19 protein-coding genes are annotated in these 17,385 nt (G+C 40.3%); 12 read left to right on the top strand and 7 right to left on the bottom strand.

The features are described from left to right. Positions 1–3 precede the first annotated feature (3 nt). Positions 4–372, top strand: coding sequence for a hypothetical protein (locus GBI16_RS01325; protein ID WP_151706371.1), 369 nt, complete (start codon positions 4–6; stop codon positions 370–372). 108 nt (positions 373–480) lie between these two features. Here the strand turns inward: GBI16_RS01325 and GBI16_RS01320 are convergent, their stop codons facing one another. Both GBI16_RS01320 and GBI16_RS01315 read right to left on the bottom strand, forming a co-directional pair. After that, positions 481–921 carry a DUF2147 domain-containing protein gene (locus tag GBI16_RS01320; RefSeq protein ID WP_086207876.1) on the bottom strand — a complete coding sequence of 147 codons (441 nt, stop codon included), beginning with the start codon at positions 919–921 and terminating at the stop codon, positions 481–483. Positions 922–1,321: 400 nt separating this feature from the next. Next, complete coding sequence (locus tag GBI16_RS01315) at positions 1,322–1,951, bottom strand: alpha/beta hydrolase (protein WP_119063041.1); 630 nt, start codon at positions 1,949–1,951, stop codon at positions 1,322–1,324. A gap of 126 nt (positions 1,952–2,077) precedes the next feature. On the opposite strand from GBI16_RS01315, the gene yaaA reads away from it, so the two are divergent. Both yaaA and GBI16_RS01305 read left to right on the top strand, forming a co-directional pair. Beyond that, positions 2,078–2,857 (top strand): peroxide stress protein YaaA, encoded by a 780-nt coding sequence (yaaA, locus tag GBI16_RS01310; protein WP_151706370.1) that lies wholly within the window; start codon positions 2,078–2,080, stop codon positions 2,855–2,857. 15 nt (positions 2,858–2,872) lie between these two features. After that, positions 2,873–3,499, top strand: a complete 627-nt coding sequence (locus GBI16_RS01305; protein ID WP_151706369.1) for a metal-dependent hydrolase — start codon at positions 2,873–2,875, stop codon at positions 3,497–3,499. Here GBI16_RS01305 and GBI16_RS01300 read toward each other — a convergent pair. Further along, a complete protein-coding gene (locus GBI16_RS01300) occupies positions 3,496–4,923 on the bottom strand; it encodes a deoxyribodipyrimidine photo-lyase (protein WP_151706368.1) in 1,428 nt (475 codons plus the stop codon). The two genes, GBI16_RS01305 and GBI16_RS01300, sit on opposite strands and share 4 nt — an antisense overlap. Positions 4,924–5,151: 228 nt before the next feature. Here GBI16_RS01300 and GBI16_RS01295 point away from each other — a divergent pair, with 228 nt between their 5' ends. The 4 genes from GBI16_RS01295 to GBI16_RS01280 all read left to right on the top strand — a co-directional run bounded on the left by GBI16_RS01295 (position 5,152) and on the right by GBI16_RS01280 (position 8,570). Beyond that, positions 5,152–5,391, top strand: a complete 240-nt coding sequence (locus GBI16_RS01295) for a hypothetical protein (protein WP_228146951.1) — start codon at positions 5,152–5,154, stop codon at positions 5,389–5,391. Between the two features lie 369 nt (positions 5,392–5,760). Further along, on the top strand, positions 5,761–7,083 hold the full coding sequence (locus GBI16_RS01290; RefSeq protein ID WP_086207870.1) for an NCS2 family permease: 1,323 nt from the start codon (positions 5,761–5,763) through the stop codon (positions 7,081–7,083). A 68-nt stretch (positions 7,084–7,151) separates the two neighbouring features. Further along, positions 7,152–8,153, top strand: coding sequence for an adenosine deaminase (locus tag GBI16_RS01285; RefSeq protein WP_151706367.1), 1,002 nt, complete (start codon positions 7,152–7,154; stop codon positions 8,151–8,153). Between the two features lie 54 nt (positions 8,154–8,207). Beyond that, positions 8,208–8,570: a hypothetical protein gene (locus tag GBI16_RS01280; RefSeq protein ID WP_110975379.1), complete on the top strand. Its 363-nt coding sequence runs from the start codon at positions 8,208–8,210 to the stop codon at positions 8,568–8,570. 26 nt (positions 8,571–8,596) lie between these two features. On the opposite strand, the gene GBI16_RS01275 is transcribed toward GBI16_RS01280, so the two are convergent. Beyond that, positions 8,597–9,151 (bottom strand): cytochrome b, encoded by a 555-nt coding sequence (locus GBI16_RS01275; RefSeq protein ID WP_119063036.1) that lies wholly within the window; start codon positions 9,149–9,151, stop codon positions 8,597–8,599. Positions 9,152–9,387: 236 nt separating this feature from the next. Between GBI16_RS01275 and GBI16_RS01270 the strand changes: the two genes are divergently transcribed. The 3 genes from GBI16_RS01270 (at position 9,388) to rnhB (ending at position 10,918) form a co-directional block, all read left to right on the top strand. Beyond that, complete coding sequence (locus GBI16_RS01270; protein WP_086207866.1) at positions 9,388–9,762, top strand: hypothetical protein; 375 nt, start codon at positions 9,388–9,390, stop codon at positions 9,760–9,762. A gap of 140 nt (positions 9,763–9,902) precedes the next feature. Further along, positions 9,903–10,265: a hypothetical protein gene (locus GBI16_RS01265; protein ID WP_086207865.1), complete on the top strand. Its 363-nt coding sequence runs from the start codon at positions 9,903–9,905 to the stop codon at positions 10,263–10,265. 65 nt (positions 10,266–10,330) lie between these two features. After that, complete coding sequence (gene rnhB, locus GBI16_RS01260; RefSeq protein ID WP_086207864.1) at positions 10,331–10,918, top strand: ribonuclease HII; 588 nt, start codon at positions 10,331–10,333, stop codon at positions 10,916–10,918. Positions 10,919–10,966: 48 nt separating this feature from the next. Here rnhB and csrA read toward each other — a convergent pair whose 3' ends face one another. From csrA to alaS, 3 genes are all read right to left on the bottom strand, one after another. Beyond that, on the bottom strand, positions 10,967–11,221 hold the full coding sequence (gene csrA / locus GBI16_RS01255) for a carbon storage regulator CsrA (protein ID WP_086207863.1): 255 nt from the start codon (positions 11,219–11,221) through the stop codon (positions 10,967–10,969). Between the two features lie 273 nt (positions 11,222–11,494). Further along, positions 11,495–12,775, bottom strand: a complete 1,281-nt coding sequence (locus tag GBI16_RS01250; protein WP_151706366.1) for an aspartate kinase — start codon at positions 12,773–12,775, stop codon at positions 11,495–11,497. A gap of 66 nt (positions 12,776–12,841) precedes the next feature. Then, entirely contained in the window at positions 12,842–15,535 is a 2,694-nt protein-coding gene (alaS, locus tag GBI16_RS01245) for an alanine--tRNA ligase (RefSeq protein WP_171494518.1), read from the bottom strand. 392 nt (positions 15,536–15,927) lie between these two features. On the opposite strand from alaS, the gene GBI16_RS01240 reads away from it, so the two are divergent. Both GBI16_RS01240 and GBI16_RS01235 read left to right on the top strand, forming a co-directional pair. Then, complete coding sequence (locus tag GBI16_RS01240) at positions 15,928–16,962, top strand: type I glyceraldehyde-3-phosphate dehydrogenase (RefSeq protein ID WP_151706365.1); 1,035 nt, start codon at positions 15,928–15,930, stop codon at positions 16,960–16,962. Positions 16,963–17,073: 111 nt separating this feature from the next. After that, positions 17,074–17,379: a hypothetical protein gene (locus tag GBI16_RS01235; protein ID WP_086207859.1), complete on the top strand. Its 306-nt coding sequence runs from the start codon at positions 17,074–17,076 to the stop codon at positions 17,377–17,379. Positions 17,380–17,385: the final 6 nt, after the last annotated feature.

The raw sequence follows: 17,385 nt of genomic DNA, 5'->3' as shown, positions 1-17,385 counted from the left end.
TTAATGAGAAAATTACAATTTACGGCACAGCATGGACAACAGCATAGCCTAAATGACAATGCTGTAGTACAAAAGCAGGTGCAACAGTTACTGGTTCAAAAATTGGGGCAATTGGGCTTTGAAACGTTGCCACAAAGTGGTGATCAGGTGGCTGTGAGTGTGGATAACCATACTTTGCCGTTGTCTATTACTTGCCAAGGTCATGACAACGAAGGAAACTTGGTATGTGAAATTGCTTCTTATCCTGATGAAGAGCAGGACTGGGTAGACCGTATTGCGGAGCGTAGCTTATTGAATCAACTTGCTCAAGCAGTTGAAAATACATTAAAAACAGATAAAAGTTTTACTGAGTTTGAGTGGAAAAATAGTTAGCCGAATGGGGAAAAATGCTGAATATTTTATCATTCAGCATTTTCTAGGACAGAACAAGTTTAATATTTTAATGGGTCAATGTGTCTATTGCATGATGTGCTATAAGACCTACTCCACACGTAACCAAGTCTGGCTACGTCCCACAGCTGAAACCCCTAAATACCCTCGTAAAAAAAGCTTTTTGCCGTTTGGGCTAATTTTTCCTTTCAGGCTATATAGTTTGCCTGAAACGGGATCAATAATTTTGCCATGCGTATAATTAATATTATTGTCAGTTTTTAAACCCGTAATCACTTGCATGCCAATAATCGGTTTATCTGTGTACGGTGCTGGACAGTTGGTGCAGAATTCTTTTGCTGTATAACCCGGGCGAGGAGTTGCTTTCAATGCAGTTCCAGCATAAGTCCCATTGGCTTGCTTTTCAATTTTAACCAGACCTTTGGGTTCGCCTGTCTTATCGTCGATATAGCGCCAAGTTCCTGTAATATCCTGAGCCCAGATGGATGTAGTTGTTACAGCAACTAAAATAGCCCCAATAATTGTTTTCATAAGATCCTTGAATATTTTAAAAATTATTTAAATCTGTAGCCCTCTTGAGCCAAGGCATTGATTGTATAATTAATTATTTGAAAAAGGTTATGCAGAATATACCAAGTTAAAAAAGATATAGTTGCATAATGTGCCATGATACGGTTTGAAGCTTCGCGGATATTTAAATGTGGGGGGCGTGTCGGTTTTGAAGCGATCTAATATGGAGTTCAAAAGAGATCATCAAAAAAATATAGAAGATGAAATAAGTGATTAAAAACGCGCTGTCCAGATCAAGACAATAAAATAAAGTGATACCTCAATGTGTAATCAAAGAAAAGTGCGAAGTGAAATGCTGGAAAACTCAAGAAAGAAATGTTCTAAAGAAGATCATCATTTCTCTCTTGAACTCCTTTAAGCATTAAATCCACAGAAAACGTGTAATCGCGATACGTAACTGCTTTAAATAACCTGTAAAGAAATGGTTTGCGCCCGGTAATACAGTCACTAAATGGCGCTGTGGTTTAGCCCACTGGATCATATCGGAGAGCAATGTGACATCATCGGCTTCACCATGAATAAACAAGATGTCACCCTTAATGTGTGGGGTAACATAGTGACGTACACCCGCTACAGTTGCTGTTGGTAAGCCACATAAAATAGTTTGTACAGGATGAACATCTACTGGAAGCATAGAGTAGCTTTTTGCCATGACATGTGCACCAAAGCTAAAACCACCTGCATAAAAAGGTAAGTCTGCGTGTTGGCTACGTGCGTAGTGTATAACTTCTAAGGTGTCTATCGTTTCGCCGTGACCTTCGTCGTGATCACCAGCACTTTGACCAGAACCACGGAAACTTGGGCGATACACAACGCAACCGCGTTCTAAAAACATTTGTGCAAGTAAAGCAGGAACCTTGTGTTGAGGCGTACCACCTTGCAGGGGATGGGGGTGAGTTACTACCGCGAATCCTTTCACTTCACCCTGTGGATAGTCTACAAAAACTTCAATTTGCCCAACTGGACCTTGAATGAACATCTGCTCAGACATAGAAAATAGATACATATAACAGGAGAATCGGCTAGTTTAACCGTTTATGCTTATTAAAAACACAGATTGGCAATAAAATAAGTCTACTGTTATAGTCTGTTTAATTGTTTTTTAATCAGGTTGTCTATGCTCGCCCTTGTTTCTCCCGCTAAAACTCTAGATTACCAAACTGCTTTACCTACCGATCAGTACACACAAGCCAGATTGCTACAACATTCCCAAGAATTGATCGAAGTTAGTCGCAAGTTGTCGGCAAGTGAAATTGCAAACTTAATGAGCGTGAGTGAGAAAATTGCCACTTTAAATGTAGCGCGCTTTCGTGATTGGCAGTCAGAATTTAGCTTTGCGAATGCACGACAAGCCATGTTTGCTTTTAAAGGTGATGTTTATACAGGTTTAGATGCTTATCATTTATCTGCAGATGACATTCAATATGCGCAGCAGCATTTAAGAATGTTATCGGGTCTGTATGGTTTGTTACGTCCATTGGATTTGATGATGCCTTATCGTTTAGAAATGGGCACTAAACTTACGAACCCTCGCGGACACAATTTGTATGAGTTTTGGGGCAATCACATTACTGATTTAATCAACCAAGATTTAGAACAAGCTGGTTCTCAAATTTTGCTGAATATTGCTTCTGATGAATACTATAGATCTGTGAAAGAAAGCAAAATCCAAGCAGAAGTTATTAAACCTGTGTTTTTAGATCAGAAAAATGGCAAATATAAAGTCATTAGTTTCTATGCCAAAAAAGCACGTGGTTTGATGGCTCGCTATATGATTGAAAATCAGATTGATCAAATCGAAGGCTTAAAATCCTTTAATACTGATGGCTATTATTTCGATGCAGATAGCTCGCTAAAAGGCGAGTTGGTCTTTAAACGAGATGAACAGGCAGCATAACGAAAGGGCATTGCAATGGTGCGGTATATAAAACAGTTTCAGGACTATTGGACACATACCGCAAGCCAGTTGGATTTAACTGTGAGTAGTTGTGAAGAACTTTATGGAGCACTGTATAGCGCCTATAGTGAATCACAACGGTATTATCATACGGTGCAGCATATTGTTGAGTGTTTAGAGCATTTTCATGACATTAAAACCCACCTAACAGATGCCTTATCCGTTGAGTTGGCGATTTGGTTTCATGATGTTATTTACAATCCGCAAGCACATGACAATGAACAGCAAAGTGCTGAGTACATGAAGCAGGTGCTTGAAAGTGTGCTGGTTGCTGAACAAATGGAAAAGATTTATGCATGGATTTTGGCAACCCAAGCACATGCACCGACAGCTAACTTGGATTTAGCTTATCTACTGGATATTGATCTGGCAATTTTAGCCAGCAATCCTATTCGTTTTGCTGAATATGAAGGCCAAATTCAGCAAGAATATGCTTGGGTTGAGTCTTCACTTTATGCACAGAAACGTCAGCAGGTGTTAAGGCACTTTTTAGAAATGCAGCCTCTGTATCAAACACCACTTTTCCAAAAGCGCTATGAGCATCAGGCTAAGCAGAACTTAGCCCAAATTTTAAGTGTTTAGAGCCCTTTAAACGCTTCGATGGCACGCACACGGCTAGATTTTAAATCTACGATTGGTTTTGGGTAGTCTAGTTCCATATTCGGCTGCCGAGCATAAGGTTCATGAATGCTTTTGGCATCTAAATGTGCAAGCTCTGGTAACCACTGTCGAATATAGTCACCATGACTATCAAATTTCTGCGATTGGCTTACAGGATTAAAGACTCGGAAGTAAGGCACAGCATCGGTGCCTGTGGAGGCACACCACTGCCATCCACCATTATTGGCAGCCAAGTCACCATCTGCCAAATGTTGCATAAACCACTGTTCGCCCAGTCGCCAATCAATCAACAAGTTTTTCGTTAAGAACATTGCGACAATCATCCGCACTCGATTATGCATCCAGCCTGTCGCAAGGAGTTGTCGCATACCTGCATCCACAATTGGAATACCAGTACGACCTTGTTGCCATGCTTTTAAATCCTCGGGTGCATCTCGCCAAACAATTCGCTGTGTGTTGGCTTTAAATGGCAGATGTTTAGAGACATGCGGAAAATCAAATAGAATATGTTGATAAAACTCCCGCCAAAGTAATTCATCTAACCACGTTTGCTGGCCTGTATTATCAATCATAAATTGACCATGTTGAGCACGAAACAGGGCATTGAGACACTGGCGGATAGATAGGATTCCAATATTTAAATAGGTTGAAAGTTGGCTCGTACTATTCAGAAAGGGGAAGTCCCTTTCTTTCTGATAGTCACTAACTTTATACTCAATAAAATCATCGAGCACCGAAAGTGCATAGGCTTCCGTTTCAGGCCAATAGGCTTTAATTTGATTTAATTCATTCGTATTTGCATCAATCAGTGATTCAATGTGAGGAATGCTTGTATTTAAATCGGTAGGAAGCTGTATGTGCTGCTGTGCAGAAGGGAGTGGGTAGCACTGAGGTAAGCCAATATTTAAACGTTCATAACAGGTTTTCTTAAAAGCGCCAAAGACTTGATAGGGTTTACCTGATTGGTTACGAATACTGTTTAAAGGAAATATCGTCCGATCTTGAAATAGAGTAAATGTAATGGCATGTTGATCGAGACACTTTTGTATTTCAGCATCACGTTTCAGCTCATTTACGCCCACTTCGAAATTTGCAAAGATCTGTTGTACTTGAAGTACATGACATAAGGATGAAAGTTGAACAGGGATATCACGCCACAGAGGAATGTTTAAAATAACCAGTGGAATATTGAGCTTAGCCAGATTTTGTTTCAAATCTTCCAATTGTCGGACATATAAATCTATTTTTACAGGAGCATCATGGTGTAATAGCCATTGTTCAGGAGATAAGATGACTAAAGCAAGCATAGCCCCGTCTTGGCTTGCATGCCAAAGTGCAGCATTATCATGTATGCGAAGGTCTTGTCGAAACCAAATTATGTTCATCAAAAGTTAATCAACTGTAATTTTTTGAAATATAAAATATTACAAAATTGAGCACTTTGATCATATTTTCTTGGCATGTCTTTCACTTAATCTTATGTTATTGAAATAATTAAATCAGAAAAAACTATAAAGTGTGAATATGCTTTTTATCAGATAAGTGTGTTGACCCTCATGTAATTTGTTATGATTTGTAATCATGCTAAAACAGTTATGGATATTGTGAATACCGTGAAAAAGATTCTAATTCCAATTTTTGTATTAGCTGTTTGTTTGCTTGGTTTTGTTGTTTTTCAGGATACTGAAACTAAAAAGCAACAAGAGCTGAATCAACTCATGAACAGTGCTGAACCTAAAGTACAAAACTTGAGTCCGATCTCAAAGGTAACGGTCGTCCCTGAAAAAGTTACGCGCCCACTTCAAAGTGATGCTGAAGTGGTAATAGAACAGGTCTCGATCAAAGTACTTTGATGTTCATAATTGAATAAAAAACGCATGAATCACTTATCATATTGAATTTTAATCAAAAATAAATTTTAAAACAATTAAAAATCAGTGTGTTATAATCCGCGCCGAGATATCTTGAATTTTAGACTTTGATTCTAAAATGACATTTTTGTTGAAAGCTGCATACGGTTTATGCGGCTTTTTTGTTTAGGTATATATGGTGTAAGTTTCAACTTAAATCATTCATGGCTAAATAAACTTTTCCTGAGTTGAGGAAATTTGGCATATCCATTGCTTTAACTTGCAAAAATTGAATTAGATGTTCAGTGTGTTGAATCTAGCAAATTTTGAAAAGTTATACAGTTTTAAAAGTTTATTTACAGGGGCTAGGTCATGACGACTCCTAATCCATCTTCAGAAAATATGCTCGAGCGTATGTTCAAACTGAGTGAAAATAAAACCAGTTTTCGTACAGAGCTTCTTGCAGGTGTAACCACATTCTTAACGATGTGTTACATCATTATTGTGAATCCAATGATTTTATCCGAAACGGGGATGGATCATGGAGCTGTCTTTGTAGCAACTTGTCTTGCAGCCGCAATTGGTTGTTTAGTGATGGGCATTGTTGCGAATTATCCTATTGCACTCGCACCAGGTATGGGTTTAAACGCTTACTTTACCTATTCGGTATGTTTGGGTATGGGGGTACCTTGGCAGACCGCTTTAGCAGCCGTGTTTGTATCAGGTTTTATATTCATTGCGATCAGCATGTTTAAAATTCGTGAAGCTATTGTGAATGCAATTCCAATGTCACTTAAGCTTGCAATTGGTGGTGGGATTGGTTTATTTCTTGCATTAATTGCTTTAAAAAATGCAGGGATTATTGTCGATAATCCAGCAACTTTGGTGGGATTAGGTGACTTAAAGCAACCAACTGTTCTTTTGGCTTTATTCGGTTTCTTAATGGTGGTTGTGCTACATCACTTTAAAGTGCGCGGTGCAATTATTATCAGTATTCTAGCTTTGACTGCTATTTCAACTGCATTGGGTTTAAGCGAATTTAAAGGTGTGGTGGGGGAGATTCCATCAATTGCTCCGACATTCATGCAGATGGATTTCAAAGGTCTTTTTACTGCGAGTTTAGTGGGTGTTATTTTTGTATTCTTCTTGGTCGATTTATTTGACTCAACGGGGACATTGGTTGGTGTGTCACACCGTGCAGGTTTACTGAAAGATGGCAAGCTTCCACGTTTGAAAAAGGCTTTGTTTGCAGACTCAACTGCAATTGTTGCGGGTGCAGCATTAGGTACATCTTCAACAACGCCATATATTGAGTCTTCAGCAGGTGTTGCTGCGGGTGGGCGTACAGGCTTAACCGCAGTTGTGGTTGCTGTGCTTTTTATTCTATGTTTATTCTTGGCACCATTAGCTCAGTCTGTACCTGGTTTTGCAACCGCTCCAGCTCTGTTATTTGTTGGTGTGTTGATGATTCAGGGGATTACCCATATTGATTGGGATGATATTACTGAAGCAGTACCTGCGTTTTTAACTATTGTCTTTATGCCATTTACTTACTCAATTGCAGATGGTATTGCGATGGGCTTTATCAGCTATGCATTGGTTAAACTGTTCACAGGTAAGGCAGCAACTGTACCGTATATGGTTTGGATTGTTGCTGCGCTTTGGGCACTGAAATTTGCAATGTTTGGTGGCTAATTCACCAAATATTGATAAGGGTGTAAACTCCGTTTACACCCTTTTTTATTTTTTAAAGAGGAAGAGATATGAGTCAATTGGAGCTCATTCGTGCTTTACCAAAAGCAGAACTGCATGTGCATATTGAAGGGACATTTGAGCCAGAACTCATGTTTGCAATTGCACAGCGTAACCAAATAGACATTCCCTATAAGTCGGTTGAAGAAGTAAAGCAGGCTTATAACTTTCATAACTTACAGTCCTTTTTAGACATCTATTATGCAGGTGCAAATGTACTGATTCACGAGCAAGACTTTTATGATTTGGCTTGGGCGTACTTTGAAAAATGTGCTGAAGACCGTGTAGTACATACCGAAATGTTCTTTGACCCTCAGACACACACTGACCGTGGTGTTGCATTTGAAACCGTGATCAATGGTTTACAACGTGCTTGTGATGATGCCAAAGCAAAATTTGGCATTAGTTCGCATTTGATTATGTGTTTCTTACGTCATTTAAGTGAAGAAGCTGCATTTGAAACTTTAGCGCAGGCATTGCCTTATAAAGATCAAATCATTGGTGTAGGCTTAGACTCAAGCGAAGTTGGGCACCCTCCTGCAAAGTTTGAACGTGTCTTTGCTAAAGCACGTGAAGCAGGCTTTTTAGTGGTTGCGCATGCGGGTGAAGAAGGCCCAGCAGAATATGTGTGGGAAGCTTTAGATTTGCTTAAAGTGAATCGTATTGACCACGGTGTACGTTCTGAGGAAGATCCTGTATTAATGCAGCGTTTGATTGCAGAGAAAATGCCACTGACAGTTTGCCCACTCAGTAACTTAAAGTTATGTGTCGTTGACGATATGGCACAGCACAATATCCGCCGTTTATTGCAACAAGGTGTGCAAGTGACAGTAAATTCAGATGACCCATCGTATTTTGGTGGTTATATGAATGATAACTTTATTGCGATTACAGATGCATTAGACTTAACAGCAGCTGAGATAAAACAGTTGGCGCTGAACTCTTTTGAAGCATCGTTTATTTCGACAGAAGAGAAGCAAAAATGGGCGGCTGAAATTGTAGCCATTGCTTAATCTAATGTTGCTTTAAAGACAGAGTTCGCTCTGTCTTTTTTATGTGAGGTCGATATGAAAAAAATCATTGCATTGCTTGTGGTTATTTTTGCACTTTTTGCAGTTTATTTACTTAAAACAGATACAGGGTTAACTCAAAAGTTATTAAAGCCAGTGGTGGTATATCAGTGCGGTGTAGAGTTGGAGTCGACACGTTTATGGAAAGTCAGTACAGCATTGATTGGCGAAGAAAAAAAGAATCAACTCCAAACACAAATCTGTGGCTGCGTGGGTGAAAATGCATTAAAGGATATTCCCGCAACAACCTTATTACATGCAGTGGTTGATGAGCAAGTCAAAAAACAGGTAGTACAACAGGGCGTGTTGAATACGCTTAAAGGATGCGTGGTGGATGAAGTCCTAAAAGCAACAGATTGATGCTTTTAGGCTGATTCAACTTGGTATTACTTTGCTTGTTTGGTCATGCTGTTTAATACGTTATCTTTATCTATAAAGTGGTGTTTCAGCGCTGCTGCAATATGACCTACCAACAGTAATCCAGCTGCCCATGAAATCCAAATATGTAAAGGTTTTACGATCGCGAGTAACTCTGGATTGTCTTGTACTAAACGGGGAATTTCAAAAAGGTACAAAACCGGTGCAGGGTGCCCAGCACTCCAGCTAAATAAACAGCCTGTAATAGGTAAAGCCAACAAAATGAAATATAAAGCCAAATGACCGAGGTGTGCCAGTTTTTGCATTAGCGGGGACATACTATCAGGCAGTTTAGGCGCAGGGTGGGTGTAGCGCCAGAAGATACGGATCACCACCAGAAAAATGATCGTGGTTGCAATATTTTTATGCAGGGTGATGACATCTCCCTTAAAGCTACCATCCACATCATAACTTAAGAAATTTCCGCTATAAAACCCAATCAGCCATGCGGCAATAAAGATAATTGCCATCAGCCAATGTAGAACTTGAGCGGTACGCGTGTAATGGGTATTTACTGTGTTCATTAGATTCACATCCATTTTTATGTTGCGCTATTTTATAGAACTATAGATATTGCAAAAATATGCGAGATGCAACATAGCGTTGAAATTCTGCAACGCTGTTTAGATGAGTGGTGTGAATGATCTAAAATTATGCAATGGATTAAGTATGATCGGTGCATTTACGAAATAGTATTTCCGAAATGCGAGAATCTTCGGCACAATACGCTGAATTTTAACTGCAAGAAAAGGATAAATCAGTGAAAAAATGTGTCGCAATGTTAGCCCCTTTGGCTTTGGTTCTCTCAGCATGTACCACGACAGGTACTCCGTCAACGGCTGAAACCACAACTCAACAGTTAGGTACAGCGGCGCTCAAAATTGCCATTAATGCAAAATGCACCACTGAGCTGAATAATTTACCCGCATGGAAAACTGCGACTAAGCTTATGACAGTAGATCAAAAAGCCGATATCCAAACTGAAATTTGTGGTTGCGTGAGTGATAAAGCTCCACAAAATATTACAGCAGTTGATGTTGCAACGGCAGCGATTGATCCTGCAGCTCGTACAACAATTATTAGCAATGCTGTGACGAAGACCATCAATGCATGTGTGGCTGAAGCGGTCAATTAATCACTGAGTGGCGGGTCAAGAGGTGAGATGAATTCAAACTTCTTGATCAATCTTTTGTACTTTTATTTATTTATCTTTTATATTGAACTGAATAATAAAAATTGAAGCATTATTTGATCAATAAAAAAAGGTATATATGTATGAAAAATAATAAATTAATCATGGGTTTATTCAGCTCTATTTTGCTGACTGCTTGTGTGTCGAATCCATTATCGAGTTCAAACTCAGATGGTTTTTCTGTCATTAAAATGGCGTCTCATGCAAAATGTATGGATGAAATTGAAAATAATCCAACTTGGCTTATGACGAGTAAGTTATTTTCTGACGATCAAAAACAAAAGAAAAAACGTGAAGTATGTAACTGTGTAGGTGAGAACTCACCAAAGGTCTTGTCCAAAGAGCAACTGGCCTTGGCCGCGATTGATCCTAAAGCAAAGGCGACGTATACCGCTTTAGCAACAACTAAAACTACCGCCACCTGTGCATCTGAAGTGTTAAACTAGACGCAAGAAATTGTTATTAATATTGAGAGTGGCTGTTATCAGCCATTTTTTTATGAGAGTAGAATATGCAAATTGCTGGTGCAGATGAAGCAGGGCGTGGCCCTTTAGTGGGTTCGGTCGTTGCAGCTGCGGTAATATTAGATCCGAATAATCCCATACAGGGCTTAAATGACTCTAAAAAATTGACTGAAAAAAAACGAGAGAAACTCTTCGTTGAAATTCAGGAAAAAGCACTGGCTTGGGCAATTGCAGAAGCAAGTGCCGCTGAAATTGATGAAATCAATATTCTACAAGCTTCATTACTTGCGATGCGCCGTGCGGTGGAGAAGCTGGCAGTGCAACCTGACCATGTCTTGGTTGATGGTAATAAAATCCCACAAGGCTTGAGCATGAGTTGTGAAGCAATCATTGGAGGGGATGCTTTACATGCTGAAATTTCAGCAGCGAGTATTCTGGCGAAGGTGACACGTGACCATCAAATGATTGAATTGGATTGCAAGTATCCACAGTTTGGTTTTGCCAAACACAAAGGTTATCCAACTAAGGCACATTTTGAAGCGATTGCTGAACATGGGGTGATTGATGAACACCGCCGTAGTTTTGGACCTGTAAAGAAAGTGATCGAGGCACTTGAGCAAAAAAAGATGCCATAAAAATTTAAAGCGGCTGATCGAGCCGCTTTATGTCAGAAAACTTCAACCTTAACGGTTGTAGTTGTTCTGCTGTGCACCATCATCTTCATAAGCAGGTTGGTAATCCTGATCCAGATGTTGAAGGTGCTCATGCATAGCACGTTCATGCTGAATGCGTTGATAGATCTCTTCACGATGTACAGATACTTCTTTGGGAGCATTGACACCAATACGAACTTGGTTGCCTTTGACACCAAGCACAGTAACGCTTACTTGATCCCCAATCATTAATGTTTCACCGACACGTCGGGTCAAAATCAGCATGTTTATCTCCTTGCAAAACGCTAAACCTGCAGTTGTACTAAAATAAATACATAATTTTTTGTATTTAAAAAAATTTAAACAAATGTTCAATACAACTACATGACATTCTGTTTTTTTTAATGTCTAGCGGTATTTGGCATAACATAGGTTTAAATTTAAGAAAGCCTCGGGTTTAATATAACAGAGCCACTATAGAAAAAACTATAGTGGCTCTGAAATTTTGTAGTCTTTTGCAAAAACTGTCAGACAATGACAAGTTTTTCACTCGATTACTTAAGCACGGGCACTTGACTCGCCATGTTCACGGTCTAAACCGAAAGCCGTGTGCAAAGAGCGAACAGCAAGTTCTAAGTAATTTTCTTCAATAATCACAGAAATTTTGATTTCTGATGTTGAGATCATCAAAATGTTGATGCCTTCATCAGCAAGAGCAGTAAACATTTTACTTGCAACACCTGCGTGAGAGCGCATACCTACACCTACGATTGACACTTTAACAATGTCATCACGTGTAGCAACTTCGCGAGCACCAATAGCTTGAGCGGTTTCTTCAAGAATTTTTGTTGCTTTAGCAAGTTCACCACGGTTTACTGTGAAGGTGAAGTCAGTCGTACCGTCTTCCTCAACATTTTGGATAATCATATCCACTTCAATGTTGGCATTACCAATTGGCGATAGAATTTTAGATGCAATACCTGGTTCATCAGGAACACCTAAAATCGTAAGTTTAGCTTCGTCACGGTTAAATGCGATACCAGAGATAATTGGTTGTTCCATGTTGTCTTCCGCCTCAGTGGTGATTAGTGTTCCGACGTTTTTCTTAAATTCTTCGTCGAATGCGCCATCATCGTCATTATCAAAACTTGATAATACGCGTAAAGGCACTTGGTATTTGCCCGCAAATTCAACTGAACGAATCTGCAAAACTTTAGAACCAAGTGATGCCATTTCCAGCATTTCTTCAAATGAAATGCGGTCTACTTTTTTCGCTTTTGGTGCAACGCGAGGGTCAGTAGTATAAACGCCATCTACATCGGTATAGATTTGGCATTCATCTGCCTTTAATGCAGCAGCTAAGGCTACACCTGAAGTATCTGAACCACCGCGACCAAGTGTTGTTGTGTTGCCATTTACGTCAAAGCCTTGGAAGCCAGCAACAACAATAACGCGACCTGCATCTAAGTGCTCAGTCATCACGTCAGTATCAATCGACTCAATACGAGCTTTAGTAAACGCGCTGTCCGTTTTAATACCGACTTGGCGACCAGTGAGCGACTTAGCTTCAACGCCAATAGAATTGAGCGCCATAGCTAACATTGAAATCGTTACCTGTTCACCCGTAGAAACCATTTGGTCTAATTCTCGTGGGTCAGGGGTTTCGGTAATGGCTTTCGCTAAAGCAAGTAGACGATTGGTTTCGCCACTCATTGCTGATACAACCACTACAACCTTGTGGCCGTGGTCATGCCAACGCTTTACACGACGAGCAACATTTAAAATGCGCTCTGGAGTACCCATAGAGGTACCGCCATATTTTTGAACGATTAATGCCATAGTTGTTCCATATAAACCATGACCCTGAATTCATCATTCAAGGTCAGTTACACAAAAGGTGAAGTTTTATTTCGCTTCAAGCCAAGCAGCTAAATCTGCCATCACTGTTGCAAACTTCTCGTTTAGTGGCGCGCCACCTTGTGCTAAGTCAGGTTTGCCACCACCTTTACCACCGAGCTCAGTTGCTAGATGTTTGATGATGTCACCTGCTTTAATAGAAGCAGTAAAGTCTTTTGCTACAGATACGATCAGGCTAACTTTGTCACCTTCAACACCTGCAAGGACAATGACTGCATTTTCTAATTTTGATTTCACACCGTCATGTAGGTTGCGAAGTGATTTCGCATCCATGTTTTGAACAGTCGTGATTAGCGTTTGACGACCCGCAAGCGTTTGAACTTGGCTAAGCAGTTCAGCAGCTTGGAAGCTGGCAAGTTTTTGGTTCAATTGCTCAATGTGTTTGTTTGCAATTGATAGATGTGCATTTAATTCAAACGCCTTTAATACGGTTTGTCCTTTTTGTGCACTTAATACTTCATTGATAGCTCTAATATCGCTATCAGCTTTTTGAATCACTTCAATGGCCTTCGTACCTGTTACCGCTTCAATACGACGTACACCTGCAGCTACGCCACCTTCAGAAGTGATTTTGAACAAGCCGATGTCACCTGTGCGTTTAACGTGAATACCACCACACAGCTCAATTGAGAAGTTCTTTTCTTCAATGATTGAACCCATTGAAAGTACACGAACTTCATCGCCATATTTTTCACCGAACAACATCATCGCGCCTTTTGCTTTCGCAGATTCGATGTCTAAAAGCTCAGTAGAAACTGCAGTGTTTGCAATCACTTCAGCATTGACCAAACGTTCAATTTCTTGAAGCTGTTCAAATGAAACTGGTTGATCGTTGGCAAAGTCAAAACGTAAGATGTCTGAAGCAACCAATGAACCTTTTTGTTGTACGTGTTCACCTAAGATTTGACGTAGTGCAGCATGTAAAAGGTGAGTTGCAGAGTGGTTACGCGCAGTTGCAGCGCGGATGTCTGCTTTGACTGTTGCTTCAACATGTTGAGCAAGCTTAATGCTACCGACTGTCACGATACCTTGGTGTACAAAAGCACCACCCGATTTCTTGGTGTCTTGGACTTCAAAAATACCCGTGTCATTTTTGAAAATACCTGTGTCACCAATTTGACCGCCGCTTTCTGCATAGAATGGGGTTTGGTTCAGTACGATGAGGGCTTCGTCACCTTCAACCACTTCATCAACTTGTTCGCCATCTTTATAGATCGCGATAATTTGACCTTCGCCAACCGTTGCGTCATAGCCGTCAAACTGAGTTTCGCCTTCAACTTTAACTACGCTGTTATAGTCAATCGCGAATTTACCTGCATCACGTGCACGTTGACGTTGTGCAGCCATTTCAACTTCAAAGCCTGCTTCGTCAATGGTTAAATCACGTTCACGTGCGATGTCAGCAGTCAGGTCAGTTGGGAAACCGTAAGTATCATACAGTTTAAATACCACTTCACCAGGAATCACTGAACCTTTCAGTTGAGCCAATTCGCCTTCAAGCAATTTCAAACCTTGCTCTAAGGTTTTAGCAAATTGTTCTTCTTCTTTCAGGAGTTGTGCTTCAATACGCGCTTTCTGTGCTTCAAGTTCTGGATAAGCTTGACCCATCACTTCAATTAAAGGTTGCAACATTTTATGGAAGAATGAGCCAGTTGCGCCGAGTTTGTTACCATGACGAACTGCGCGACGGATAATACGGCGTAGTACATACCCACGACCTTCATTTGATGGGTTTACACCATCCGCAATCAGGAATGAACATGAACGTGCGTGATCGGCAACTACTTTAAGTGAAGCAGGGTACTGAACTGGTGTACCTTTTTCGTGTGCTTCTGCTTCAAGTGCCGCGGTATCTAAACCAATAATTTCAGCGGCCGCTTTGAGTAAGTGCTGGAATAGGTCAATTTCGTAGTTAGAGTTAACATGTTGTAAAACAGCAGAAATACGCTCTAAGCCCATGCCTGTATCGACAGAGGGTGCTGGAAGAGGGTGTAGTACGCCATCCGCAGTACGATTGAACTGCATGAAAACGTTGTTCCAGATTTCAATGAAACGGTCGCCATCTTCTTCTGGTGTGCCCGGTAAGCCACCCCAGATATGGTCGCCATGGTCAAAGAAGATTTCAGAACAAGGACCACAAGGACCTGTATCACCCATTGCCCAGAAGTTATCTGATGCGTATTGGCCACCTTTGTTGTCGCCAATACGAATAATACGAGATGCATCTAAACCAATTTCTTTGTTCCAGATGTCAAATGCTTCGTCGTCAGTGTGGTAAACCGTTGCATAGAGTTTGTCTTTAGGCAATGCTAACCAAGCTTCGCCTGTTAGAAAATCCCACGCAAATTTGATTGCATCACGTTTGAAGTAGTCGCCAAATGAGAAGTTACCTAACATTTCAAAGAAAGTATGGTGACGTGCGGTATAACCGACGTTGTCTAAGTCGTTATGTTTACCACCTGCGCGGACACACTTTTGTGAAGACACCGCACGTACATAATCACGTTTTTCTAGGCCTAAGAAACAATCTTTAAATTGGTTCATACCCGCGTTGGTAAACAACAAAGTAGGGTCGTTGGCGGGAACTAGAGAACTCGACGCGACACGTGTATGCCCTTGCGATTCAAAGTAGCTTAAAAAAGCTTCGCGAATTTCAGCTGATGTCATAAAACGAGTACTCACAACCAAGTCACTCCATAATTTCGATTTGGCTAATAGTAGCTGAAGCAAGTCTTATTCTAAATACGCTGACTTCAGTTACTGGCTTAAAAATTTTAAAACGCCAAATTATAACGGAAAAAGGATGTTGCACCAATCACTTTAAGGCGAATTGATGACATTTCTATGTATTCAATCGTTCTTTGATTTTGCGGGTTAATGTTGGATATTTATATCATTTGATAGAAAGAAAGCAGGTTGATAGGTCTAGTCAGGCAGGTCAATTTGTGACTTAAGGGTTCATATTCATCATCTTCACTGATGAATCATAGAAAAAGAAAGCTTAACCAAATCTATATAAATCCATTAATATAGGCCTGCTTTATCTTTCATCATTTTATAAATAAGGGCAAGTCATGCAACGAGTGGCGATAAATGGATTTGGTCGAATCGGACGTAATGTATTACGTGCTTGGTTTGAAAATCCAAAGAACTTTCAGTTTGAAATCGTCGCGGTAAATGATGTGGCAGATGTAGAAACCTTATTGCATTTATTTAAATATGACACGACTCATGGGCGCTTTCCAGGGAAAGTCGATTTAAGTTATGAAAATGAAAGAATTTATTTACATCTTTCTAAAGATCAGGAGCAGCTCAAAGTTGAAGTATTGTGTCAGGCAAACCCGCAAGATCTACCTTGGGCCAGTCTCCATGTCGACGTGGTTCTAGAGTGCACAGGTTTATTTCGCTCGCGTGAAGCAGCAACAGAGCATATCCATGCAGGTGCAAAACGGGTCATTATTGGCGCGGCACCTTTTGACTCGGTTGATGCCGCAATTGTGTATGGGGTGAATCACCATGAGGTGAAAGTCAGTGACCAAATCATTTCCAGTGTGTCATGTACTACGCAGGCCTTAGTGCCTTTGGTTAAAATCATTGATGATGCTTTTGGTATTGATACTGCGCTCATGACGGAAATTCATGCGGTCACTGCTGATCAGTCTGTATTGGATCATGCCCATCGGGACTTAAGACGTGCTCGTGCTTCAGGTCAAAACATTATCCCGACTACATCGTCTGCTTTAGGTGCTTTAAAACAAGTCATGCCAAAAATGGCCGATCGTATTGATGGTTATTCCATCCGCGTACCGACCATTAATGTGGCGGCAATTGATTTGACCTTTATTTCGCAAACACCGATTACCGATCATAAAATCAATGAAGTGTTGATTCAGGCGGCGAAGTCAGACTACCGTGAAATTATGGATGTGACCGATGAACCCTTGGTGTCTTCGGATTTTAACCATTCACCATATTCACTCATTGTTGATTTAACGCAAACCATGGTGGTAGGGCATCAAGCCAAGGTCTTTGCGTGGTATGACAATGAATGGGGCTATGCAAACCGCTTATTGGATTTGTGTGAATCTTTTAGTGCGTCATTAATCTAAAGGACTTTTCTACAGTATCTTTTACTCTGAAAACATGATGATAGACATAGACCGCATACAGACTTGTGGGTATGATGAGTGTATAAACGAAAATAAAGAAGAGTGCTGCTTATGTTGATCTTAATTTGGGGATTTATTTTGCTGTTGGCGGTCGCAGTGGTGTTTTTAATTTGGTTTCAATTTAAAAATCAGACAGATAAAACTGACCCCTACGCAGAGCAACATCAGCTTCAGGAAAAAGTACACCATCTTGAAGAAAATTTAAAAAAGACTTTAGAGATTATGCAAGATCTTGCAAAAAAGATGCATGTGCAACAGGAAGTGATCGAGCAGACCACCTCTAAGTTGCAAAAAGTTGAGCTACAAAACGCTGAGTTAGTGAATATTCTTGCTAAAGCCGTACAACCAGAACGCTAAAAGTTA

This window comes from Acinetobacter sp. TUM15064, from assembly GCF_008980265.1.
In the GTDB taxonomy this organism is placed as follows: Bacteria; Pseudomonadota; Gammaproteobacteria; order Pseudomonadales; family Moraxellaceae; genus Acinetobacter.
The sequence above is the reverse complement of the archived record's forward strand: the minus strand, read 5'-3'. Positions and strand labels throughout refer to the sequence as shown.